The organism is Streptomyces sp. R21, from assembly GCF_041051975.1.
Classification (GTDB): Bacteria; Actinomycetota; Actinomycetes; order Streptomycetales; family Streptomycetaceae; genus Streptomyces.
Genome location: NZ_CP163435.1, coordinates 2,539,173 through 2,562,085 on the forward strand (window position 1 = coordinate 2,539,173; position 22,913 = coordinate 2,562,085).

The window sequence follows — 22,913 nt, forward strand, 5'->3', positions numbered from 1 at the left end:
CAGGGAAGCGGCGAGAACGTCGACGAATGGCGCGCAACTGAGGCATCGGGCGCCTTAATTCTCTTAATTCATCCGATCAGCGTTCAGATCGCTGGCCGGGGTTCAGTCGAAGGACAGCCCTCCGGTGCGCGTCCGCTTCAGCTCGAAGAAGTCGGGGTGCGCGGCCAGCACCCGGAAGCTGTCGAAGAGTTCCGCCGCCTTGTCGCCGCGCGGGATGGCCCGCAGCACGGGGCCGAACCACACCGTTCCGTCGACATGGATGGTGGGTGTTCCCACGTAGCCGTCCGAGTCGGGCTCCTTGCCCGCGTCGTGACTGCGGCGTACGGCCTCGTCGTACGCGGAGTCGTGGGCCGCGGCGGCGAGTTCGGCCGGGAGGCCGACCTCGGCGAGCGACTCGGCGATCACCGCGTCGAAGTCCTCGGTCTTCCGCTCGTGGATACGGGTGCCGAAGGCCGTGTACAGGTCACGCAGCACCTTGGTGCCGTACTGCTCGGCGGCGGCCACGGCGACCCGCACCGGGCCGATCGACTTGTCGACCAACTCCCGGTACCAGTCCGGGAGTTCATTGCCGATGTTGTGCAGATACAGGCTCATCGGGTGGAAACGGAGGTCGAGCGGGCGCTTGCGCTCGACCTCCAGGATCCAGCGGGAGGTGATCCAGGCGAAGGGGCAGGCGGGGTCGAAGTAGAAGTCGACACGGGTGGGTGATCCGGTGGGCTCGGCATGCGTCATGGCTTCGACACTAGTCGCCGAATGGCACAGAATCCCGGTCCAATTGAATGGTCATTCAGTGGTCCACTTTCCCCACAGCCGCCTGTCGCGGGTCCCGTCCGCTCGCCGCCAGCGCACGCTCGAACACGGGCGCGTCGTCGGGTACGGGCACCGGGTCGGCGAAGCCGTCGTACTGCCGGTAGAGCTCGGCGTGCGTCTCGACCACGTCCCGGACGAAGCGGGCGGCGGCGTCCGAGACGCGGAACTCCTGGCCGGTGGCCGTGGCCACGTCCCAGCCGTGGACCGCCATCTCCTTCACCACCATCGAGGCGATCTCAGCGGCGGGCATCTTCGCCATGCCGAGGTCGATCTCGCCCTCCCACACCGCCGGGTCGTCCCAGGCGGCGACGGCGCGGTCGAGCTGATCGGCGTACGCCTGCGCCCAGTCCGGGTCGGCCGTGAAGTCGTGTCCGGTCAGCTCCTCCGGGAGCGTCTTGCGCAGCGCGCGGTGCTCCAGGCCGTGCGAGGTGTAGAGGACCCAGTGGTTCACCAGAGTGCGGACGTCCCAGTCCCCGCAGTGCGTGGGCTCGGACAGCTGCGCCGCCGTGACCCCGCGGGCCACCCGGGCGGCCTCGGCTGCGCATTCCACCATGTACGGATGTGCGTTCTTGTACGCGTTGTTCATGCGTTCCAGGCTAGGAGCGCCGCGCCCGGTCCTCTTGAACAAACGCGACAGGCTCGGCAGCCTCGTCGGCGAAGCGGACGAGTTCCGCGACCGGCATCGATCCCGCCTCCCTGCGCTCGCGCGCGAAGGCGTTCGCGAGGCGCTGGAGCAGCTCGTTCAGCGGGGTCGGTACGCCGTGCAGCCTGCCGAGGAGCACGATCTCGCCGTTGAGGTAATCGGCCTCGATGGTGCCGGTGCCGCGGTTGAGGGACTGCCAGGAGGAGCCCGCGCCGCGCTGGGAACCGTCGAACGGCTCGAACCGGATCTTGTCGCCCCGGGCCTCCTTCTGCTCCTCCTCGCTCGCGTACGCGATCCCGGCCGCGGCGAGTACGGCCTCGCCCTCGGCGCGCACCCGCTCGTAGAGCTTCAGGCCCTCCTCGCTGGTGAGCACCCCGCTGACCGCCTCGATCGAGTTCGCGAGGTTGCCGAGCAGCTTGGCGTACTGCCAGCGCGTCACGTCGGGCACGACCGGCGCCTCGAAGCGGGAGCTCTCCAGATCCGCGGCGATACGGCGGGCCGTCCCGTCCGTCCCGTCCGTCCCGTCCGTCCCGTCCGTGCCGTGCGGGAAGCGGCCGATGTGCAGGATGCCGGTGAGGGGGGCGCCGGCCGCGGACACGACGCCCGGCTCCACGAACGTGGCGGGCAGCCAGACGCAGACGCCGTACACGCGGCGGAAGCGGCGTAGCGCGAGGCGCTGGCTCTCCACGCCGTTCTGGGCGCAGACGAGGGGCAGTTGCTCGGCGGCGGTGCGGGTGCCGCCCGCCACCGGTGCCGGGGCCCAGGTGTCCAGGGCTGCCTCGCTGTGCTGGGTCTTGACTGCCAGTACCAGTACGTCGTCGGTGCGCAGTTCGCCCAGCGCGGCTGGTCCGTCCACCACCGGGAGGTGGTGTGTGTGCTCGCCGTCCGGCGTCCTGAACCGTAGGCCTCCGTCGCGCAGCGCGGCGTACTGCGCGCCGCGCGCGACCAGCACGACGTCGTGCCCGGCCCCGGCCAGACGGCCACCTATTGCTCCGCCTACGGCGCCTGCCCCGATGATGATGTAGCGCATACGGCCAGCCTCGCACGGCGGGTGTACCGACCACGGGTTTTCGCCCCCTCCGCCCCTACCCGACCCGTCCTCGGGGGCTCCGCCCCCGAACCTCCGCTCCTCAAACGCCGGAGGGGCTATATCCAGCCCGTCCGGCGTTTGAGGACGAGCGCGTCAGCGCGATGCAGGGGGAAAGGGGGCGCAGCCCCCAGGACACGGGAAGGGCAGGGGCGGAGGGGGCGAAACCCCGTAGGGACATCACCCCGTTGACCTTCCCCCAAGGGCAGACCCCAGCCTCGCCGCCATGGACCTCTACCTGAAGCAGAGCCCGTACAGCGACCCCGGCGACCTCGACACCGGCGATCTCCCGCGAGACCCGGGCCAACTGACCGCCCTGGTAAGGGGGTTGATCATCCACCGCCTCGAGGGCGACCGCTTCGGATGGGAGATCCCTCCGCAGCGCCTCCACGAGGACGCCGAAACCCGGTACACAGCGGGACTGCTCCGCCTCCTGAGGGAGCGCTCGGACACCCCGCTCCCCCACCCCCGCACCCCCGACCACCGCTTCGTCGGCACCTGCCGGGACTTCGCCCTGCTGCTGTGCTCGCTGCTGCGGGCGACAGGAACACCGGCCCGCATCCGCGGCGGCTACGCCACCTACTTCGTAGAGGGATTCCACGACGACCACTGGGTCACCGAATACCGTCTGCCGGACGGAAGTTGGCGGCTGATCGACCCGCAGGTGTACGGCGGCCACTACGACGTACCCTTCGACCCGCTGGACGTACCGAGGGACCGTTTCGTCGTGGCGGGCCAGGCATGGCGGGCGTGCCGGGCCGGGGAGGCCGACCCGGAGACGTTCGGGGTGTGGGTCGCGGACGGCCTGCGCGGGATGTGGCTCGTGCTCAACAGTGTGGTGCTGGACCTCGCCGCACTGAACGGCACGGAGCCGCTGCCGTGGGACGGATGGGGGCTGGCGGGCCTGCAGCGCTACGACTCGCTCACCGAGGACGACTTCGCGCTCATCGACGCCGTGGCCGCGGCCCGCGCGCCCGAGGACATCCGCCGCCTCCACGCGGACCCGCGGCTGGCCGTACCGCGCGAGATCCTCTCGAACACGACCTATCTCGGCCTGCGCAGCGTCACGCTTCCCCAGGGCTGAACAGCGTCCCTTGGTGGAAGTACAGCAGCCACCCCTCCCCCGTACGCCGCCACAGTGAACTCCGGTGTGCGCGGCGGCCGTTGTTGTCCGTGTCGAAGGTGAGGTGGACGAGGTCGGGGGCCAGTTGGACGCCCTTCATGTGGGAGGTGATGCCGGCCCGGGCGCCGGGTGCGGTGGTCGCGGCGAGGGAGGCGACGATCGAGGCGCGGTCCCAGCGTCGGCCCGAGGCGCCGAACTCGAAGAAGTCGGGGTGCAGGAGCGCCCCGACCTGCTCGGGCGAGCGGCGGATCTCCGGGTCGAGGAGGCGCAGTTCGCCCTCGATGGCGGCCTCGACGGCGGGGTTGTGCTCAGACACCGGTCAGCTCCTCCAGCTTGACGACGGTGTTCCAGTTGCGGGTGGTGGCGACGACGCCCTTCAGCAGCCGGGGCTTCGACAGGGCCACCGCCAGCTTGGAGCGGCCGAGGCCGTCGGGGGCGTAGAGATACATCTCGCGGTCGCCGAGGCGGAACTCCTCGGGGGCGAAGGCGGCCGGGTCGACGGTGGCGAACCGCTCGGCGTCGACGGGCGCGGAGAAGTAGGTGACGTGCAGCTGCTTGGCCTCGAGTTCGGCGGCCGGGAACGGGCACGCCTCGCGTACCGCCTTCAGGTAGGCGTGGTCGCGTACGAGCACGCTGACGGCGAAGCCGAACTGCTTCTCGATGGCCTGCTCCAACTCCGCGGCGAGGGAGTCCTCGTCGCCGTGGTCGGTGCCGAAGACGGCGTTGCCGCTCTGCAGATAGGTGGCCACGGAGTCGTACCCGAGGCTCTCCAGCAGCGTGCGCAGCTCGGCCATCGGCACCTTCTTGCTGCCGCCCACGTTGATCCCGCGCAGCAGCGCCGCATACATCGTCATCCGGACACCATAAGGCGGCCGTCGTGCCCCGTGGGGGTGGGCACGACGGCCGCGGTCTGTTGGTGTCGGCGCTACTCGACGATCTTCAGGAGCTTGTTCGGCGTGCCCGCCGACGGGTTGGAGATCTTGTCGGCGTTCGCGCCGCCGGTGAGCGCCTCGGCGACCTGGGCCGGGGTGGCGTCGGGGTGGCCCGCGAGGTAGACGGCGGCGGCGCCCGTGACGTGCGGGGTCGCCATCGACGTACCGGAGATGGTGTTGGTGGCCGAGTCGGAGGTGTTCCAGTCGGAGGTGATGTCCGAGCCGGGGGCGTAGATGTCCACGCCCGCGCCGAAGTTGGAGAAGTCCGACTGCTGGTCGTCCTTGGTGGAGGAGGCGACGGTGAGGGCCTCGGGGACGCGGGCCGGGGAGCTGGTGCTCGCGTCCGCGCTCTCGTTGCCGGCCGCGACGGCGAAGGTGACGCCGGAGGCGATGGCCTTCTTCACCGCGGTGTCGAGGGCCTCGTCCACGCCGCCGCCGAGCGACATGTTGGCGACCGACGGGCCCGAGTGGTGGGCGGTGACCCAGTCGATGCCCGCGACGACCTGCTCGGTGGTGCCCGAGCCGGAGTTGTCGAGCACGCGGACGGCGACGATCTTCGCCTTCTTGGCGACGCCGTGCGCCGTTCCCGCGATGGTGCCGGCGACGTGGGTGCCGTGTCCGTTGCCGTCGTCCGCGTTGTCGTCGTTGTCGATGGCGTCGAAGCCGGACGAGGCCCGGCCGCCGAAGTCGCTGTGGCTGGTGCGGACTCCGGTGTCGATGACGTACGCGGTGACGCCCTCGCCGGCGCTGTCGGGGTAGGTGTACTTCCCGTCGCCCGCGGTGTCGGCCTGGTCGATGCGGTCCAGGCCCCACGACGGCGGGTTGTCCTGGGTGGCGTCGATGTGGAACTTCTTGTTCTGGACGACCTTGGCGACGGACGGATCGGCGGCCAGCCGCTTGGCCTCGGTCTCCGAAAGGCCGGAGGCGGAGAAGCCGTTGACCGCGGAGGAGTAGGCGCGCTTGAGATCGCCGCCGTACTCCTGGGCGAGGTCCTGCTTGGCGCTCCTGCTCGTCTTCTCGTCGAGCAGGACGATGTAACTGCCGGACACGGCGCCCTTGGCGTCGAGTCCGTAGACCTTGCCCTCGGCCGGGGCGGAGGCTCCGGCGGTGGAGATGGCGATGACGGTCACGCCCACCGCGGTGGCGGTGGTGGCTATGGCCGCGGTGAGCTTCATCCTGCGGGCACGCTTGTGTGTTGCCATGAAGAGGGGTCTCCTCGTGGTGATTTGTGGGGGGATTCAACCTTTGGGCAACGGAAGTTACCCGGCGGTTGGCACGAAACCCTGGCCGATTGACGGGCTCAGATCAACACCTACATACAGCTGTGACTTACTCAACAAGCTTTCGTAATAACAAAAAGGACCCTGTTCGACAGATCGGACAGACGCTTGTCGGGGGCGTCGGCACCCTGATCCACATCCCGGAGAAGTCCCGATACATGTAAGGGGCCAACATCATCCGCAGTGCGGAGAACCCGGGGGCCGAGCGGAGGAGATGAGCGCCCTCCGACTCACCGAACAGCACGACGAGACGTGCTTATCCAGCCCATACCTTCTAAGTGCGAGGTGACGGCAGGGGGCTGTCACCGCACACAAGGGGGCTTGGCCGGCATGGGGAACGGACAGACGAGAGTGCGCGGCATCGCCGCCCGGGCGGGCGGCTGGAGCGCCCGTCACCGCTGGGCGGCGGTGGGAATCTGGGTGCTGTTCGTCGTGCTGGCGATGGGAATCGGCTCCGCCGCCGGCACGGCCAAGGTCAAGGAGAGCGACCAGCTGGGGGGCGAGACCCACACCGCCGCCAAGATCATCGAGGACGCCGGGATCGAGGAGCCGTCCAGCGAGACCGTCCTCCTCCAGGCCAAGGACGGCCGGCTCAAGGCCACGGACGCCGAGTTCCGCGCCGCCGTCGCCGCGGTCGTGAAGGCCGTCGACGCGACCGGCAAGGTCACGGACGTGACGTCGCCGTACGACACCAAGACGATCTCCAAGGACGGCCGCAGCGCGCTCGTCCAGTTCGACATGCGCGGCGACTCGGACACCGCGCACGAGCGCGTCGAACCGGTGCTCAAGGCCGTCGAAGCCGTCCAGAAGGACCACTCCTCGCTGCGGATCGAGGAGATCGGCGGCGCCAGCATGATGAAGACGTTCAAGGACGCGTTCGGCGACGACTTCAAGCAGGCCGAGTACTCCGCGGTGCCCGTGGCCCTCGGCATCCTGCTGATCGCCTTCGGCGCGCTGGTCGCGGCGCTGCTGCCGGTGGCACTCGCGCTCACCGCCATCATGGCGACGACCGGCCTGATGGCCATCGTCAGCCATGTGGTGCCGATGGACGACTCGTCGAGCTCCGTGATGCTGCTGGTCGGTCTGGCCGTCGGCGTCGACTACTGCCTGTTCTACCTGCGCCGTGAGCGCGAGGAACGGGCTGCGGGCCGGGATGCGGGGACCGCGCTGCGGATCGCCGCCGCCACCAGTGGCCGCGCCGTGATCGTCTCCGGCGTCACGGTCTGCGTGGCCATGGCGGGCATGCTGTTCACCGGGCTCGCCACGTTCAAGGCGATGGGCCTGGCCTCCCTGATCGTCGTGGCGGTCGCCATGGTCGGCTCCGTGACGGTGCTGCCCGCACTGCTCTCGCTGCTCGGTGAGCGGGTGGAGAAGGGGCGCATCCCGTTCCTGCACCCGGACAAGCGCAGCAAGAAGAGCAAGGCCGCCCGCGGGAACAACGACGGCAGCCGGTTCTGGAGCGCCGTCCTGAAGGTCGTCCTCGCCAAGCCCGCCGTCTCGCTCGTCGTCGCGGGCGGTGCGCTGCTGGCGATCGCGGCACCCGCGCTGGGCATGAAGACCCAGAACCTCACGCTGGACCAGGAGTTCGGCAACTCGCTGCCGATCGTGGGCACATACAACCGCGTCAACGACGCCTTCCCCGGCGGCTCCGAGCCCGCCGAGGTGATCGTCAAGGCGAAGGACATCAACGCCCCCGAGGTGAAGTCCGCGCTCGCCGACTTCCGTGCGGAGGCGATCAGTTCGGGCGCCTCGCGCGGCCCTGTCGAGATCAAGCTGCACGACGCGCAGAACGTCGCCTTCGTGTACGTGCCGCTCGTGGGCGGCTCCGACCAGGACAAGGCGGGTCAGAGCCTCGACCTGCTGCGCGACAAGGTACGGCCCGACACGCTCGGCAAGGTCGACGGCGTGCAGGCGCCGATCAGCGGACAGGTCGCGGGCAACAAGGACTTCAACGACCAGTTGGTCGGCGCGGTCGTCCCGGTCTTCGCGTTCGTCGTGGTCTTCGCCTTCCTGCTGATGCTCGTGTCGTTCCGCTCGCTGACCATCGCGATCACGTCGATCGTGCTGAACCTGCTGTCGGTCGGTGCGGCGTACGGCATCCTGGTCGCCGTCTTCCAGCACGGCTGGGGCGCCTCGCTGGTGGGAGCCGAGGGTGTGGGCGCCATCATCACCTGGCTGCCGCTGTTCCTCTTCGTGATCCTCTTCGGACTGTCGATGGACTACCACGTGTTCGTGGTGTCCCGTATCCGTGAGGCGCGGCTGCGGGGGCTGGCGACGAAGGAGGCGATCCGGCACGGCGTCGTCACCACGGCCGGTGTCGTCACCAGCGCCGCCGTCATCATGGTCGCCGTGTTCGCGATCTTCGGAACGCTGTCCATGCAGTCCATGAAGCAGATGGGCGTGGGCCTGGCGGCCGCGGTGCTCATCGACGCGACGGTCATCCGGGGCGTGCTGCTCCCGGCCGTGATGGCACTGCTCGGCGAGCACAACTGGTACCTGCCGAAGTGGCTGAACCGGCTGCCGGACCTCACCCACGACGAGTCGCCGGAGGCCATGTCGCCGCCTCCGCCCGCCATGGAGGGCGAGAGGGTCGGCGTATAGCTCCGGAACGACACCGGAGCGAGACCGGAGCAACTCCGGTTTCGCTCCGGTCAACTCCGGACAACTGAGGGTCTGTTGATTCCACGGGGGATCAACAGACCCTCTTCGCCGTCTACTTCACCGGCGGAAGGGACGGGCGAGCGGAGGCGGCCAGTTCAGCCTCGATCAGGTCGGCCGCCCGCTCGGTGCCTCCTTCGCCCGCCATCTGCTCCTGGACCGCCTTCAGTCGCCGGGCGACCTCCGGGTCCTCGGTCACGGCGAGCACGGCCTCGCGCAGCGTCTCGGCCGTCGCCTGCTCCATGGGTACGTGGCGGGCGACGCCGAGTGCTTCCAGCATGTCGGCGTTGCCGAACTGGTCGGCGGCCTGGGGCACGGCGACCATCGGCGCCCCGGTGGCCAGCCCCTCCTGACTGCCGCCCGCACCGGCGTGGGTGATGAACGCATCGGCCTGCCGCAGGATCGCCAACTGCGGGACCCAGTCCCGCACTTCGATGTTGTCCGGCACCTCCCCCAGCTCCGCCCGGTCGACGAACGTGCCGATCTGGAGGACGACATGCCAGCCCGGCAGATCACCGAAGGCCTCGATGCACGCGCGGTAGAAGGCGGGCTGCTTGGTGAAGGTGGAGCCGAGGGACACCAGCAGCACGCGCTCGGCGTCCGCCGGACGGCGCCACTCGCCCTGGGCCGAGCGGTCGCCCTGACAGGCGCCGACGAAGGTGTAGCGCCGCTCGTCGACGCGGTCGGCGTTCGGCTGGAGTGCCTTGGGGATGAGGACGAGGCACCGGTCGGGGCGGCCCATGAAGTCCTCGACCCTCAGGTCCATGCCGTTGTCGGCGATCCAGCGCGCGAAGGTGTCGTAGAAGGCCTTGCCGCGCGGGGTCCGCTTCAGCGGCTCGAACATCGGCCTGCCGACCTCCTCCTCATAGCCCTCCCAGGCCACGAGGTTCGGCGAGAGCTGCAGGATCGGGACGCCCCAGCGGTGGGCGAGGACCCGGGCCGGGTAGGCCGTGATGTCGTAGAGCACCAGGTCCGGTTCGTCGCCCTCGTATGCCGCGGCGAGCTGCGGTTCGGCCTGGAGCGCGTCGTCAAGGAACGGCTCGATGTTGTCGATCAGTTCGGTCCCCCAGGCGTCCGGGTCGTCGTCGGTGGGCAGCGTCGAGTTCCAGAGCTTCGGCTCCGCTCCGGCCTCGGCGACCTTCCCGGCGAAGGCGGGCGGGATCGCGTAGGTGACGCGGTGCCCGCGGGCGACGAGCTCCCGGATCACGTCGAGGCTCGGGTTCACGTGCCCGTGGGCGGCGATGGAGAACATGGCGATATGGGCGCGTCGGGTAGTCATGATCCGACCGTAAGTGAGACGAGACGTCTCGTGCAATCGGAATTCCGGAGGCCCTGCGCGTGAGCGCGCCGACCGCATCGCATCGCATCCGTACGCCGACGCGCGCGCGGACTTCCCGGAGGCTTTGGAGGTACGGCGTCGGCGGGACCCTCAGCGCTGATAGCGGGCCAGCACCAGGTTCCCGTCCTTCACCAGCCGTCTCCTCAGCTCCGCCAGGCCGATCGCCCCGCTGTAGTACTCCTGGAAGGCGGGGGTCGCGACCTTGTCCTTCCACTCCGGGTAGCCGCGCACGGACTGGGCGGGGGCGGGGCGGAGGTGCTGGGCCAGGGCCGTGCCGGTGGCCCAGTCGTTCTTGGCGGTGTGCAGGGCCGGATCCTTGAGGGCCTGTGTTCCGGTGGGGAGCATCCAGTCGCCGAGCGCGAGGCGGACCATGTTCTTCGGCCGCAGGAGGAAGTCGATGAACTCGGCGGCCTCCTTCTTGTGCGGGCTGTCCGCGGAGACGGAGAGCGTCTGCGGGCTGACGCCCTGCGTGAGGCCGTCCGCACCGGCGGGGGCGGGCAGCACCTGCCAGTCGAAGCCCTTCGGCGCCTGCTGCACGATCTGCTGGCGGTAGGAGAACCCGAGCGGGACCATCGCGTACTTGCCGCCGAAGAAGCCGGGCAGCGTGTCGGAGCCACCGCTGCCGAGCGTGGTGGGCGAGGCACTGTGGTCGGTGTTCGCCTGGTCGTGGAGGGTGCGCGGTACGACCGCGTCGGCCTCCCCGAACCGGACGGTGACCTTGCCGTCGGCGTCCCGGTGGAAGAGCTGTCCGCCCGCCGACAGGGACAGGTTGAGGGTCGCGGAGACGGGTTCCTTGAGCGGCCAGGCGACACCGTACCTGCCCTCACCGCTCAGCTCCTTCGTGATACTCCTGAACTCACCCCAGGACCAGGGCTTTTCGGGTGTCGGAATCCTTGCCCCCGACTCCTTCAGCCACTTGGCGTTGGCGATCAGGACGCGCGGCTCCTGGAGGAACGGCACGCCGTAGACGCCGTCGCCGAAGGTGGCGGTGTCCCAACTGTGCTGCGGAATGTCGGACTTGAGGCGGGCGGGCAGCAGCTCACGCAGGTCGGCGAGATAGCCGCCGTACGCGAAGTCAGCGAGGTCGTCGGAGGCGTCGTGGATGATGTCCGGCGCCTCACCGCCCTCGAAGGAGGTGAGCAGCTGGTCGTGGACGCTGTCCCAACTCCCCTGTACGTACTCGACCTTGACGTCGGAATGCGCCGCGTTCCACTCCTTCACCAGTTCCTTGTTGGCGGTGACCGACTCCTCCTGCCAGGCGAGGGACTGGAAGCGGAGGGTGATACGGCCGTCCGCGGACGTGCCCCCGCCGCTGGTGCAGCCGGCGAGGAGCAGCATCAGCACGACGATCCATCGCACACGCATCAGCTCTTCACCGCCCCGGCGAGCATGCCGCCCGTGATCCGCTTCTGGATGAGGGCGAAGACGACCAGCGAGGGCAGGGTCGCGAGGAACGCGGCGGCGGCCAGCGGGCCGAGGTCGGCGACGCCCTCCGCGCCGATGAAGTGGGTGAGGACGACCGGCAAGGTCTGCTTCTCCGGGGTCTTGAGGAGGACGAGCGCGAAGAAGAACTCGTTCCACGCGCTGATGAACGCGAACAGCGCCGTCGCCACGATGCCCGGCGCGAGCAGCGGAGCGGTGACCGAGACCAGCGTGCGCAGCCGCCCGGCACCGTCCACGGCTGCGGCCTCCTCCAGCTCCACCGGCACGGCCCGCACGTATCCCACCAGCATCCACAGCGCGAACGGCAGCGCCCAGACGACGTACACCATGATCAGTCCGGGTACGGAGTTGATCAGCCGCAGGTTCTTCAGCACCAGGAACAGCGGGATGATCACCAGCACGAACGGGAACGCCTGGCTGACCACCACCCATCCGGTGGCGGCCCGCGCGAGCAGCGTGCGGTGCCGGGCCATGACGTACGCCATCGGGGTCGCGATCAGTACGGCGACGACGGCCGCGCCGAGCGCCGCGACCAGGGAGTTGAGGGCGGCGTGCAGCAGGGGCTGTTCGTCGAACGCCTGGCGGAAGTTGGCGAGGGTGGGGTCCTTGGGGATCCAGGTGGGGTGCAGGCTGGCCAGTTCGCGCGGGGGTTTGAAGGCGGTGGAGATCAGCCAGAGGAGGGGGAACGCGAGGAAGACGAGATAGGCGAGGAGGGCGGCGTACTGTCCGGCGCGAGCCTTGCTGCTGGTCCTCATGATTCCTCGTCTCCCCTCAGCCGGCCCACCAGGAAGACGGCGAGGACGATCGAGATCACGGCGACCATCACGCAGCCCATCGCCGCCGCGTAGCCGAACTGGCCGTAGCGGAAGGCCTCTTCGTAGGCGAAGAGCATGGGCAGGCGGGTGCGGCCGCCGGGGCCTCCGTTGGTCAGCACGTAGACCAGGGCGAAGGAGTTGAAGTTCCAGATGAGGTTGAGCGACGTGATGGCCAGGGCGACCGGTCTGAGGGCGGGCCAGGTCACGGTGCGGAAGCGGCGCCAGGCGCCCGCGCCGTCCATCGCGGCCGCCTCGTGCAGTTCGCGCGGGGTGTTCTGCAGCCCGGCGAGCAGCGCGACCGTGGTCTGCGGCATGCCCGCCCAGACACCGACGACGATCACCGCGGGCAGGGCGGTACCGAGGCCGCTCAGCCAGTCGCGCCCGTCGCCGAGGCCCAGGTCGCGGAGCGTCTCGTTGAGGATGCCCGCGTCCGGGTTGTAGACGAGCCGCCACATGATGCCGACGACGACCTCGGGCATCGCCCACGGGACGATCGCGAGCGCTCGCGCCAGCCATCGGAAGCGGAGGTTCTCATTGAGCAGCAGGGCGAGCCCCAGCGCGAGCAGGAACTGCGGCACGGTCACGCCGACCGCCCACAGCAGTCCGATCCTGAACGAGTCCCAGAACAGCGTGTCGTGCAGCAGGTCCTGGAAGTTGAGGACGCCGGTCCACTGGGTGGGCTCGGTGCGGCCCGACTGCGAGTCGGTGAACGCCAGCCCGATCCCGTACAGCAACGGTCCGACGCTGAGCACCAGGATCGGGATCAGCGCGGGCAGCACCAGGAACCAGGCCCCGTGGTCCGCGGCCCGGCCGTCCCGCCCGGTCCGTCCCGCCGCCCGCGGCGCGCGCCGCGCCGGCTCTTTCGTCGCGCTCACCAATGCCACGTAATCGACCCCTTATTGGGCGGCTCGTGCGGCTTGTGCGGGTCCGGCCGCCCGCGCGGCCGAGGTCATGGTCGTGAAGGCGGTGTACCTCGTCAAGGCACTGCGCACACGGCGCGACCTCGGGGAATGCGAGACTGGCCAACGGTTGGCGTGATCGTGACGCCGTTGGGTGACGACCCCGAGGAACACACGGAGGCGAAGGATGGACGAGGCGCGGGCGCGGGACGTACTGGCCGCGGCAGGTGTGCTGCCCGGGTCGGCCGGGGACGCGCGGCTGCTCGCCCTCGGCGAGAACGCGGTGTTCGCCGCCGGTGACCTGGTGGTCAAGGTGGGGCGCGACGCCGAACTCCAGGGCCGTGCGCGGCGGGAGCTGGACATCGCGGCCTGGCTCGCCGCCTCCGGCGTCCCCGCGGTGCGGGCCGCCGAGCCGAAGGCGCTGCTCGTGGAGGGGCACCCGGTGACGGTGTGGCACCGGCTGCCCGATTCCGTACGGCCCGCCGAGCCGCGGGATCTGGCCGAACTGCTGCGGGTCGTGCATGCCCTGCCCGCCCCCTCCTTCGCCCTGCCGCCGCGCGAGCTGCTCGGCGGAGTGGAGCGCTGGCTGCGCCTGGCGGGCGACGCGATCGACCCGGCGGACGCGGCGTATCTGCGGGAGCGGCGCGACGGTTTCGCGGTGGCCGCGGCCGCGCTCACCCCGCATCTGACACCGGGTCCCATCCATGGCGACGCGCTGCCCCGCAACGTCCATGTCGGCCCCGAGGGACCGGTCCTGGTCGACCTGGAGACCTTCTCCGCCGATCTGCGGGAGCACGACCTGGTGGTCATGGCGCTGTCCCGCGACCGCTACGGGCTGTCGGCCGAGGCCTACGACTCCTTCACCACGGCGTACGGCTGGGACGTGCGCGAGTGGACGGGCTGCACGGTGCTGCGGGGCGCCCGCGAGACCGCCAGCTGCGCGTGGGTCGCGCAGCACGCGCCGGCCAACCCCAAGGCGCTGGCCGAGTTCGAGCGCCGAGTGGCATCACTGCGGGACGGGGACGAGACCGTGCGGTGGTATCCCTTCTGACCGTGCCCGGCGGGGAGGTCAAGCACGGCCGGTGACCGTGCCGGCGGCGCGGTGCAGCTCCGCGAGAACCGTGCGGACGGCCCTGCGGGCGGTGCGCTCGGGGCGGTGGAGCACGTCGATGTGGCGCAGGGCCCGTACGCCGTCGAGCGGTTTGAGGACCAGCGCCGGATGCGGGCGGGTGGTCCAGCGGGGTATCAGGGCGAGACCGCCACCGGCCGCGACGACCTCGGCGACGACCGCGAACTCGTTGATGCGGTGCGCCAGATGGAGCCGCCGGCCCGCGGCGGCGCCGATCGCCTCGATGGTGGCCATCACGGGGAACCCGTCGTGCACGGTGATCCAGGGCTCGTCGGCGACGTCGGCGGCGCGGAGGGACGGCCGGACGGCGAGCGGGTGGTCGGCGGGCATCGCCACGTCGAGCGGCTCGCGCAGCAGGGTCGTGGCGGTGACGGTGCGCGGCCACGGCGGGGCGTGGTCGAGGCGGTGGGCGAGGACAAGGTCGTAGTCACGGGTCAGTCGCGGGAAGTCGTCCTGCGGGACGTCCTCGTCGCCGAACGCGAGGCGCGGTCCACCGGGCGCCGCGAGCCCGCGCAGCAGCAGGGGGAAGAACGTCGAGGCGGCGCTGTGGAAGGCGGCCACCGAGACGTCGCCGTCCGGCCGGTCGACGAACTCCTCGACCGTGTGGCGCGCCCGCGCCAGCGCCGTCTCCACCTCGATCGCCGCGCCCGCGAGGGCCTGCCCGGCGTCCGTGAGCACCAGCCGGCGTCCGTGGCGCTCGGTGAGCGGGACGGGCATCGAGCGTTGCAGCAGGCGCAGTTGCTGCGAGATCGCCGAAGGGGTCACGAGCAGTGCCTCGGCGACCGCGGTGACGCTTCCCAGTTCGCCGAGCTCCCGCAGGATCCGCAGCTGCCGTTCGTCCACGTCGACAGTGTAGGCCGACGATGTAGGGAGGCTAAAAGATCCTTTTAGAAGGTGGCTCTGGGCTTCAAGCAGGTGCGCGGTGCACCGTAGGCGGGTGCCTGATGCCCGCCGTACCGATGCGGTACTTCTGCTGGTCGCGATCGTCTGGGGTTCCAGCTATCTGGCTGCCCAGACGGCCACCGCCGCCCTCCCTGTCCTGGTCGTCCTGTTCGCGCGCTACGCACTGTCCGCACTCCCCTGTCTGGGTCTCGTCGCCGCCCGCCGCAGCCCCGGGACGCCTCGGTGGTGGACCCGCGACGAGATCCGGGCCGGGCTTCCCCTCGGGATCACGCAGGCCGCCGTCCTGATCGTGGAGACATACGGCGTCGCGCACACGAGCGCCGCCAACGCGGGGCTGATCATCAGCCTGACCATCGTGCTCACCCCGCTCCTCGACCGCACGGGCCGCCGCGGCGGACTGCCCCCGGCCTTCTTCGCCGCCGCCGGTCTCTGTGTTCTGGCCGTCGGCCTCCTCATGTCCGGCAACGGATTCCACGCTCCGCGCAGCGGCGACCTGCTGATGCTCGGCGCCGCCGTGATACGGGCGGGGCATGTCGCGCTGGTCGGCCGGCTCACCTCGCGCCGGTCGGTACGGCCGCTCCAGCTGACGACCCTCCAGACGCTGCTCGGCACGGCGGTGTTCCTGGTGCCCGCCGCCGGCGACCTGCCGGTCCTGGCCCATGCCGATGCCGCGACCTGGGCCCAGCTGGCCTATCTCGCCCTCTTCTGCAGCGTGTTCGCGTTCCTGGCGCAGACGTGGGCCGTGCAGCGCACCTCCGCCAGCCGGGCCAGCCTGCTGCTGGGCACCGAGCCGATCTGGGCGGCCGCGGTCGGCATCGCCCTGGCCGGCGACCGGTTCACCCTGCTCACCGGGATCGGCGCGACACTGATGGTCGCCGGAACGTACTGGGGCCAGGCCGTCGAACGGGCCCATCGCACCGGCGACGGCCACGTGACCAGCGAGGGGATCGTGACGCCGACCACCGGCCCGACCGAGAAGGTCCTGTCCGAGAAGGTCCCGACCGAGAAGGTCCTGTCCGAGGACGCCGTACGCCCGTCGGCAGCCCTGCCCGGCGTCTGAACAACCTGCCGAGGTCCCCCGCGAACCGACCCGCCTGTCAGACCGTTTCGTCCGCGAGCTCTCGCAAGGGCCATGTCCCGTCCACCACGGCGGTGGCATCGCCCTTGCGGCGCAGGAAGCTCTGGAAGTCCGCCGCCCATTGCGCGTACCACTCGATCTGGCGGCGGTGCAGCTCCGCCGGACCGAGGGCCACGACCTTCGGGTGGCGGAGGGCTATCGCGCCGGCGAGCCGGGCCGCGGCGAGCGCGTCGGCCGAGGCGTCGTGGGCGGCCTCCAGCGCCACCCCGTACTCCGTGCAGACGGCTTCGAGGTTGCGCTTGCCGCGGCGGTAGCGGTCCACGGAGCGGTCGATCGTGTACGGGTCGATGACGGGTGCCGGATCGATGCCGCCGAGCCGCTCGCGCAGGGACGGCAGTCCGTGGCGCCGCAGCTCGGCGGAGAGCAGGGTCAGGTCGAAGGCCGCGTTGTACGCGACGACCGGGACGCCCGTCTTCCAGTACTCCACGAGGACGCCCGCGATCGCGTCGGCGACCTGGTCGGCGGGCCTGCCCTCGGTGGCCGCCCGCTCGTTCGAGATCCCGTGCACCGCCACCGCGTCCGCCGGGATCTCCACGCCCGGATCGGCCAGCCATTCGCGGTGCCCGACCGGCTCCCCGTCCTTGACCTCGATCACGGCTCCCGTGACGATGCGCGCTTCCCGCGGATCCGTCCCGGTCGTCTCCAGGTCGAAGCCGATCAGCAGCTCCCGGTGCCAGCCCATGGGCGGCCCCCCTTCTTCGTGGTGCTTTCCCCCAGTGGTCTCCACGATCCCATGTGCCACTGACAATCCGACGGCCGCGTTCCGCTTTCGCCCGCCGGGGTCAGGGTCGGGCCGGGGTCAGGACACGGGACGCGAGTCCGCCCAGGCCAGCTCGAACTCCTCGCGATATGTCGGGAAAAGCCCTTCTTCGCCTTGGTCGTCCGCCTTGAGCACCCGGCTTCCGCCGCGCAGCACGAGCACCGGGGCCTCCAGGCCACGGGTGCGGCGCAGATAGGACTGCACGACGGCGATCCCGTCCGAGCCGTCGCCGTCGACGAGGTAGGCGGTGAAGCGGGGGGTCTCGTCGAAGACCTGGATCTCGAAGGCGCCCGGGTCGCGCAGCCTGGCCCGGACCCGGCGCATGTGCAGGATGTTCATCTCGACGGCGCGGCTCAACTCGCCCCGCTTGATGCCGAGTTCGCGCTCGCGCCGCTTCACCGCACTGGACGCGGGGTTGAGGAAAAGCAGCCGTACCCGGCAGCCCGACTCGGCCAGCCGCACCAGGCGCCGCCCGGAGAAGTTCTGCACCAGCAGGTTCAGGCCGATGCCGATGGCGTCGACGCGGCGGGCGCCGCCGAAGAGGTCCTCGGCGGGGAACTGGCGCAGCAGGCGCACCCGGTCCGAGTGCACGCCGACCACGTCCGCGTACCGGTCGCCGACCAGGTTCTCGACCGCGTCGACGGGCAGCCGGCGAGCGGAGGGCACGTCGCTGCCGGAGCCGAGGATCTCCAGGAGCTTGGCCGAGGCGCGCTCGGCCTGGGCGAGGACCGCCTCGGACAGAGCGCGGTTGCGGGAGACGACGTTGCGGGTGACTTCCAGCTCGTCCAGGGCGAGTTCGACGTCGCGGCGCTCGTCGAAGTACGGCTCGAAGCACGGCCAGTGCTGCACCATCAGCTCGCGCAGCTGCGGCAACGTCAGGAAACTCAGCACGTTGTCGTCGGCCGGGTCGAGCAAGTAGCCCTTGCGGCGGCTGACTTCGCGTACCGCGACGGCCCGCTGCACCCACTCCTGACCGGCCGGTCCGGCGGCGGCGACGACCCAGTCGTCGCCGTGGACGGGTTCGTAGATGGGGCGCAGAACAGCGGCCACGACCGCGCGCAGCCGCTGTTCGACCAGGTTCAGCCAGATGTAGGCACGCCCGGCCCGCTGGGCGCGCGTACGCACCTCGCGCCAGGCGTCGACGCCCCAGTCCAGTTCCGGTCCAATGGAACCCATCTCCATCGGCCGTGCCAGGGACACCGCGCCGGGCGGGACATCTGTGGAGTTCCCCTCGTGACCCTCGTCACCAGGAGGCAACTCCAACCCTCCCGAGCCCACCCGCGCACCGCCTTCCGCTCCCCCGAGCTCTTCCCTACTCAACGATCAAGGAAGGGTACTCCGGGACCGGTCGGCGGTGCAGCCGGATGGACAGGGTCGTTTCTCAACTACCGTCTTGGACATGCCCGTTCTGGTCGGCGAGCTCCGGCGGAGTGAGCGGATTCATAGCCGTGACGTCGCGCGGGGCGACCGAGAAGCCCTGCCAGTGGACCGGCATGGGCTGCTGGTCCTCGTCGCGGGCGATGTGGTGGAAGCCCACGTTGACCCAGGCGATCGGGTGCTGGAGCGTCTGTCCGTTGACCCACTTGTCGACGGACTTACCGGCTCCCGCACCGCAGTTGAGCAGGTTGTTGCTCGCGTACTGCTCGCACTTCTTGTACTCGGTGAAGTAGATGTCGTGCTTGGTGAAGCCGCGGCCGAGGAACTTGCTGGTCGCGCCCGGCACGAGCTCGTACGAGCGCGCGTGGTCGTCCTTGTTCTTGCCTATGTCACTGACGATCCGCCACCAGCGCCCGTTCTTGGCGTCACCCGCGAGTTCCTTGGTGACCTTGGTACGGGTGGTCTTGGTGCTCGGTGCCTGCTGGCCGTGAGCGGGCGCGCTGACCGCGGAGTCGTACTGCTCGACCTTGTTCTTGGTGGAGCTGTCCAGGCCGAAGTTGAGCCGCCAGAAGACGTTGTGCCGGTGGCTGGTGGCGTAGTCCTTGGCGCCCTTGCCCAGCGGCCAGCCGCGGCCGTCGCCCGCGTCGTAGTCACCGGGCGAGAGGCTGCCGGTGGCACCGACGTTCATGTTGATGGTGCCGTCGTCCTGGAAGCGCCACTCGGTGATGTACTCGTACCAGCCGACCTTGTTGGCCGTGTAGACGAGCAGGTCCTTGCCCTGGGTCTGGAAGACCTTGTTGCCCGAGTCGGACTGCATGCGGTAGGCGTGGCCGCGCGAACGGGTCGTGGTGCACAGGCCCTTGACGTTGGCCTGCGACGGATCCCAGGCGTCGGGGATCTTCACGTTCTTGATGGTGCCGCCGGGGCACTCGCCCGCGGCCAGGTTCATCAGGCCCTGGCCGAAGCCCGCGCCCGTGAGGTCGTCGTACTCGACCGAGCCGTCGTCGTAGGGGACGTCGATCTGGGCGAGCTTGGCGCTGGTGAGGACCTTGATCGGCTGGGCCTCGCCCTTGGGCTGGTAGGAGATGTTCTCCAGGACGAGCCCGGCGTTGCTCTCGTAGTGCCAGCACATCCGCCAGGTGGTCCCGGTGGAGAGCTTCTGCTCGATCTTGTACGCCGAGCTGCAGTCGGCGGCCGCCGCGGGGGCTGCCTTCGCGGTGGTCTTGGCGCTGCTGTGCGGCTGGGCGGAGGCCGGACCCGCGGCCGAGGTCACGCCGACGGCGAGTGCGGCCACCGAGAGGCCCACCGCCGCCCGGCTGCGGGCACGGCTGATTCTGTTGACGCGCATGAAGAAGTGACTCCTCGCGGAAATCAGAAGGGTTGGGAAAGTGGACGGAGGACGGCTCAGCCGAGCTTGCCGACCTTGCGGGCGCTCAGGTCGATCACGAAGGCACGGGTGTCGATCCAGGCCCCGTTCTTGATCTTCGGGAACAGCCGTACGCAGCGGTGCTTGCCGCAGTCGGCGAGGGTCCCGGACTGCGCGCCCGAAGTCGCCCGGTAGACCATGCTGTTGAGCGTCAGCTGCTGCTCGGGCGAGGTGAGCTCCTTGCCGGTGGCGTCCTTGTAGTCCGCCTTCAGGCCGGCGCCGAGCGGGTCGGCGATCAGGAGCTTGGCCGCCTCGATCGACTCGTCACGGCTGATGGGCGGCTGGACGCCGTGCTGCGTGTCCGTCCGCTCGACCTTGCCCGTGTCGAGGTTGACGGTCTTGGTGACGAGCGAGTCGTCCTTGTAGTCGTAGTACGTCACGTCCGCGCGCCGGGGCGCGTTCGGGTCGGCCACTTCGTTCTCGTCGGGTTCGGCGAGGTCGACGCCGAGGCGCTGCGGACCGCGCTTGCCCTCGACGTTCTCACTGGCGGCGAACGACGACTGGTGCAGCGCGATCTGTTCGACCCGCTTCAGCTCGTCGTCGGTCAGCGGGTCGCGACCCTTGCCCTTCTTGCCCTCGGCCGGGGCCGCCTCGACGATGCCGGGCTGCACGGCCGTCTGGCCCTGTCCCTGCCCGGCCTGCTGGGCGGACTGGTTACCGCCTCCGGCGCCGCCCGAGTCGTCCGCCCCCGCGGAACCCGGCAGAGTGATGCCGATCATCACGGCGGTCCCGGCCACCGCGATCGCCGCGCCCGCCACCACCTTTCCCAGATGGCGGTGCACTATCTTGCGCACATCTTCCCCCAACCCCCTGTGTCTCTAGGAGTTCTTCGAGCCCCACTGGTCTGGCATACGGGGTATGCCTGGTCGGACGGTAAGAGGGACGTAAGTCATAGGTGGTTCCATCACTTTCGGGGAGACTCGGCACGGAGTCGCCCCCGGAGGCGCAGCACTACTGGAAGAGTCGTGTCCATGCAGGTCTGGCCTGGAGAGGCGTATCCACTCGGTGCCACGTACGACGGCGCCGGTACCAATTTCGCGGTCTTCTCGGAGGCCGCCCACCGAATCGAGCTGTGTCTTCTGCACGACGACGGCTCCGAGACGGCGGTTGAGCTGCGCGAGACCGACGCGTTCGTCCGGCACGCGTATCTGCCCGGGATCATGCCCGGTCAGCGGTACGGCTTCCGTGTGCACGGGCCGTATGCGCCGGAGCGCGGGCAGCGCGTCAATTCCGCGAAGCTGCTGCTCGATCCGTACGCGCGTGCGATCAGCGGTTCGATCAAGTGGGGCGAGGAGGTGTACGGCTATCCCTTCGGGGCGCCCGACAAGCGCAACGACCTGGATTCGGCGCCCCACACGATGACGTCGGTCGTGGTCAACCCGTACTTCGACTGGGGCGACGACCGGCGCCCGCGCACCGAGTACCACCACACGGTGCTCTACGAGGCCCATGTGAAGGGCCTCACGATGCTGCACCCGGACCTTCCGGACGAACTGCGCGGCACCTATGCGGCGCTCGCGCACCCGGCGGTAATCGAACACCTGACGGAACTGGGCGTCACGGCGCTGGAACTGATGCCGGTGCACCAGTTCGTGAACGACCACCGTCTGGTCGACATGGGCCTGGGCAACTACTGGGGCTACAACACGATCGGCTTCTTCGCCCCGCACAACGCGTACGCCTCCTGGGGCGACCGCGGCCAGCAGGTCCTGGAATTCAAGTCGGCGGTCCGGGCGCTGCACGAGGCCGGCATCGAGGTCATCCTGGACGTGGTCTACAACCACACCGCCGAGGGCAACCATCTGGGCCCGACGCTCTCCTTCAGGGGCCTCGACAACGCCTCGTACTACCGTCTGGCGGACGACCCCCGCTACTACATGGACACCACGGGGACCGGCAACTCCCTGCTCATGCGCTCGCCGCACGTGCTCCAGCTGATCATGGACTCGCTGCGCTACTGGGTCACCGACATGCACGTCGACGGGTTCCGCTTCGACCTCGCGGCGACGCTGGCCCGGCAGTTCCACGAGGTGGACCGGCTGTCGTCGTTCTTCGACCTGGTGCAGCAGGACCCGGTGGTCTCCCAGGTGAAACTGATCGCCGAGCCGTGGGACGTGGGCGAGGGCGGCTACCAGGTGGGCAACTTCCCGCCGCTGTGGACGGAGTGGAACGGGAAGTACCGCGACACCGTACGGGACATGTGGCGCGGTGAGCCGCGCACGCTCGCGGAGTTCGCGTCCCGGCTGACGGGCTCGTCCGACCTCTACCAGGACGACGGGCGGCGCCCGCTGGCCTCGATCAACTTCGTCACCTGCCACGACGGCTTCACGCTGCACGACCTGGTGTCGTACAACGACAAGCACAACAACGCCAACGGCGAGGACAACCGCGACGGCGAGAGCCACAACCGGTCGTGGAACTGCGGCGCCGAGGGCGAGACCGACGACGAGGACGTCCGCGCGCTGCGGGCCCGTCAGATGCGCAACTTCATCGCGACGCTGATGCTCTCGCAGGGCGTGCCGATGCTCAGCCACGGCGACGAATTCGCGCGCAGCCAGGGCGGCAACAACAACGCCTACTGCCAGGACAGCGAGCTGGCCTGGGTGCCGTGGCCCGAGGACGGCGGCGAGCTGCTGGCGTTCACGCGCGCGATGGTGTGGCTGCGCCGCGACCACCCGGTCTTCCGGCGGCGCCGCTTCTTCCACGGGCGCCCGGTGGAGGGCACGCACGACGAGCTGTCGGACATCGCCTGGTTCACTCCGGAGGGCAAGGAGATGACCCAGCGGGACTGGGACTCCGCGCAGGCGCGGGCGCTCAGCGTGTTCCTCAACGGCAACGCGATCTCCGAGCCGGGACCGCGCGGGGAGCGCATCGCCGACGACTCGTTCCTGCTGATGTTCAACGCCTCGCCGAGGCCGCTGGAGTTCGTGGTGCCGGTGGACCACGGGCGCCAGTGGCAGGTGGTGGTCGACACGGCACGCCCCGAGGGGGTGCCGCCGGGCACGGGCGCGAAGGTCGAGGCCGGGGACCGGCTGACGCTGGTGGACCGGAGTCTTACGGTGCTGCAGCGGCCGGCGTAGGGCCCGGGCGGGACGTGGGGCGCACGCGCGCGTGGAGGCCGTGGGGGCGCACGCGCGCGTGGAGGCCGGTT

Annotated in this window: 20 protein-coding genes; 5 read left to right on the forward strand and 15 right to left on the reverse strand. The window is 70.1% G+C overall.

Translation table 11 applies throughout. The annotated features are described in order from the left end of the window. Positions 1-102: 102 nt before the first annotated feature. Genes AB5J56_RS11445 through AB5J56_RS11455 form a run of 3 tightly spaced genes read right to left on the reverse strand, consistent with a single transcriptional unit; the run spans position 103 to position 2,483 of the window. Positions 103-732: a DsbA family protein gene (locus AB5J56_RS11445; protein ID WP_369232582.1), complete on the reverse strand. Its 630-nt coding sequence runs from the start codon at positions 730-732 to the stop codon at positions 103-105. A 55-nt stretch (positions 733-787) separates the two neighbouring features. Further along, positions 788-1,396 (reverse strand): TIGR03086 family metal-binding protein, encoded by a 609-nt coding sequence (locus tag AB5J56_RS11450; protein ID WP_369232583.1) that lies wholly within the window; start codon positions 1,394-1,396, stop codon positions 788-790. Between the two features lie 10 nt (positions 1,397-1,406). Further along, positions 1,407-2,483, reverse strand: a complete 1,077-nt coding sequence (locus AB5J56_RS11455; RefSeq protein WP_369232584.1) for a ketopantoate reductase family protein — start codon at positions 2,481-2,483, stop codon at positions 1,407-1,409. 283 nt (positions 2,484-2,766) lie between these two features. On the opposite strand from AB5J56_RS11455, the gene AB5J56_RS11460 reads away from it, so the two are divergent. Further along, positions 2,767-3,624 (forward strand): transglutaminase-like domain-containing protein, encoded by an 858-nt coding sequence (locus AB5J56_RS11460; RefSeq protein WP_369232585.1) that lies wholly within the window; start codon positions 2,767-2,769, stop codon positions 3,622-3,624. Here AB5J56_RS11460 and AB5J56_RS11465 read toward each other — a convergent pair. From AB5J56_RS11465 to AB5J56_RS11475, 3 genes are all read right to left on the reverse strand, one after another. After that, complete coding sequence (locus AB5J56_RS11465) at positions 3,605-3,979, reverse strand: DUF4440 domain-containing protein (protein ID WP_369232586.1); 375 nt, start codon at positions 3,977-3,979, stop codon at positions 3,605-3,607. The genes AB5J56_RS11460 and AB5J56_RS11465 overlap by 20 nt on opposite strands. Next, the gene (locus AB5J56_RS11470; protein ID WP_369232587.1) at positions 3,972-4,517 is read right to left on the reverse strand and encodes a DUF1697 domain-containing protein; all 546 of its coding nucleotides are present in this window, start codon (positions 4,515-4,517) and stop codon (positions 3,972-3,974) included. The genes AB5J56_RS11465 and AB5J56_RS11470 overlap by 8 nt, the downstream gene beginning before the upstream one ends. A gap of 71 nt (positions 4,518-4,588) precedes the next feature. After that, complete coding sequence (locus tag AB5J56_RS11475) at positions 4,589-5,797, reverse strand: S8 family peptidase (protein WP_369232588.1); 1,209 nt, start codon at positions 5,795-5,797, stop codon at positions 4,589-4,591. 408 nt (positions 5,798-6,205) lie between these two features. Here AB5J56_RS11475 and AB5J56_RS11480 point away from each other — a divergent pair, with 408 nt between their 5' ends. Next, positions 6,206-8,476: an MMPL family transporter gene (locus tag AB5J56_RS11480; RefSeq protein ID WP_369232589.1), complete on the forward strand. Its 2,271-nt coding sequence runs from the start codon at positions 6,206-6,208 to the stop codon at positions 8,474-8,476. A gap of 112 nt (positions 8,477-8,588) precedes the next feature. On the opposite strand, the gene mgt is transcribed toward AB5J56_RS11480, so the two are convergent. The 4 genes from mgt to AB5J56_RS11500 form a co-directional block, all read right to left on the reverse strand. Next, positions 8,589-9,890 (reverse strand): macrolide-inactivating glycosyltransferase, encoded by a 1,302-nt coding sequence (mgt, locus tag AB5J56_RS11485; RefSeq protein ID WP_369232590.1) that lies wholly within the window; start codon positions 9,888-9,890, stop codon positions 8,589-8,591. 72 nt (positions 9,891-9,962) lie between these two features. Next, entirely contained in the window at positions 9,963-11,237 is a 1,275-nt protein-coding gene (locus tag AB5J56_RS11490; RefSeq protein WP_369232591.1) for an ABC transporter substrate-binding protein, read from the reverse strand. Beyond that, a complete protein-coding gene (locus tag AB5J56_RS11495; RefSeq protein ID WP_369232592.1) occupies positions 11,237-12,070 on the reverse strand; it encodes a carbohydrate ABC transporter permease in 834 nt (277 codons plus the stop codon). The genes AB5J56_RS11490 and AB5J56_RS11495 overlap by 1 nt, the downstream gene beginning before the upstream one ends. Next, positions 12,067-13,014: a carbohydrate ABC transporter permease gene (locus tag AB5J56_RS11500; RefSeq protein ID WP_369232593.1), complete on the reverse strand. Its 948-nt coding sequence runs from the start codon at positions 13,012-13,014 to the stop codon at positions 12,067-12,069. The genes AB5J56_RS11495 and AB5J56_RS11500 overlap by 4 nt, the downstream gene beginning before the upstream one ends. A gap of 202 nt (positions 13,015-13,216) precedes the next feature. On the opposite strand from AB5J56_RS11500, the gene AB5J56_RS11505 reads away from it, so the two are divergent. After that, positions 13,217-14,080: a phosphotransferase enzyme family protein gene (locus tag AB5J56_RS11505; protein ID WP_369232594.1), complete on the forward strand. Its 864-nt coding sequence runs from the start codon at positions 13,217-13,219 to the stop codon at positions 14,078-14,080. Between the two features lie 18 nt (positions 14,081-14,098). Here the strand turns inward: AB5J56_RS11505 and AB5J56_RS11510 are convergent, their stop codons facing one another. Then, positions 14,099-15,001: a LysR family transcriptional regulator gene (locus tag AB5J56_RS11510; RefSeq protein ID WP_369232595.1), complete on the reverse strand. Its 903-nt coding sequence runs from the start codon at positions 14,999-15,001 to the stop codon at positions 14,099-14,101. Between the two features lie 94 nt (positions 15,002-15,095). Between AB5J56_RS11510 and AB5J56_RS11515 the strand changes: the two genes are divergently transcribed. After that, positions 15,096-16,121 carry a DMT family transporter gene (locus AB5J56_RS11515; protein WP_369232596.1) on the forward strand — a complete coding sequence of 342 codons (1,026 nt, stop codon included), beginning with the start codon at positions 15,096-15,098 and terminating at the stop codon, positions 16,119-16,121. 37 nt (positions 16,122-16,158) lie between these two features. Here the strand turns inward: AB5J56_RS11515 and AB5J56_RS11520 are convergent, their stop codons facing one another. The 4 genes from AB5J56_RS11520 to AB5J56_RS11535 all read right to left on the reverse strand — a co-directional run bounded on the left by AB5J56_RS11520 (position 16,159) and on the right by AB5J56_RS11535 (position 20,556). Next, positions 16,159-16,881 (reverse strand): 3'-5' exonuclease, encoded by a 723-nt coding sequence (locus tag AB5J56_RS11520; protein ID WP_369232597.1) that lies wholly within the window; start codon positions 16,879-16,881, stop codon positions 16,159-16,161. A gap of 117 nt (positions 16,882-16,998) precedes the next feature. Next, a complete protein-coding gene (locus AB5J56_RS11525; protein WP_369242499.1) occupies positions 16,999-18,237 on the reverse strand; it encodes an SAV2148 family HEPN domain-containing protein in 1,239 nt (412 codons plus the stop codon). A 103-nt stretch (positions 18,238-18,340) separates the two neighbouring features. Next, on the reverse strand, positions 18,341-19,684 hold the full coding sequence (locus AB5J56_RS11530) for a copper amine oxidase (RefSeq protein WP_369232598.1): 1,344 nt from the start codon (positions 19,682-19,684) through the stop codon (positions 18,341-18,343). 56 nt (positions 19,685-19,740) lie between these two features. Next, positions 19,741-20,556 (reverse strand): Tat pathway signal sequence domain protein, encoded by an 816-nt coding sequence (locus tag AB5J56_RS11535; RefSeq protein WP_369232599.1) that lies wholly within the window; start codon positions 20,554-20,556, stop codon positions 19,741-19,743. A gap of 177 nt (positions 20,557-20,733) precedes the next feature. On the opposite strand from AB5J56_RS11535, the gene glgX reads away from it, so the two are divergent. Continuing rightward, complete coding sequence (glgX, locus tag AB5J56_RS11540) at positions 20,734-22,842, forward strand: glycogen debranching protein GlgX (RefSeq protein WP_369232600.1); 2,109 nt, start codon at positions 20,734-20,736, stop codon at positions 22,840-22,842. The last annotated feature ends 71 nt before the right edge of the window (positions 22,843-22,913 follow it).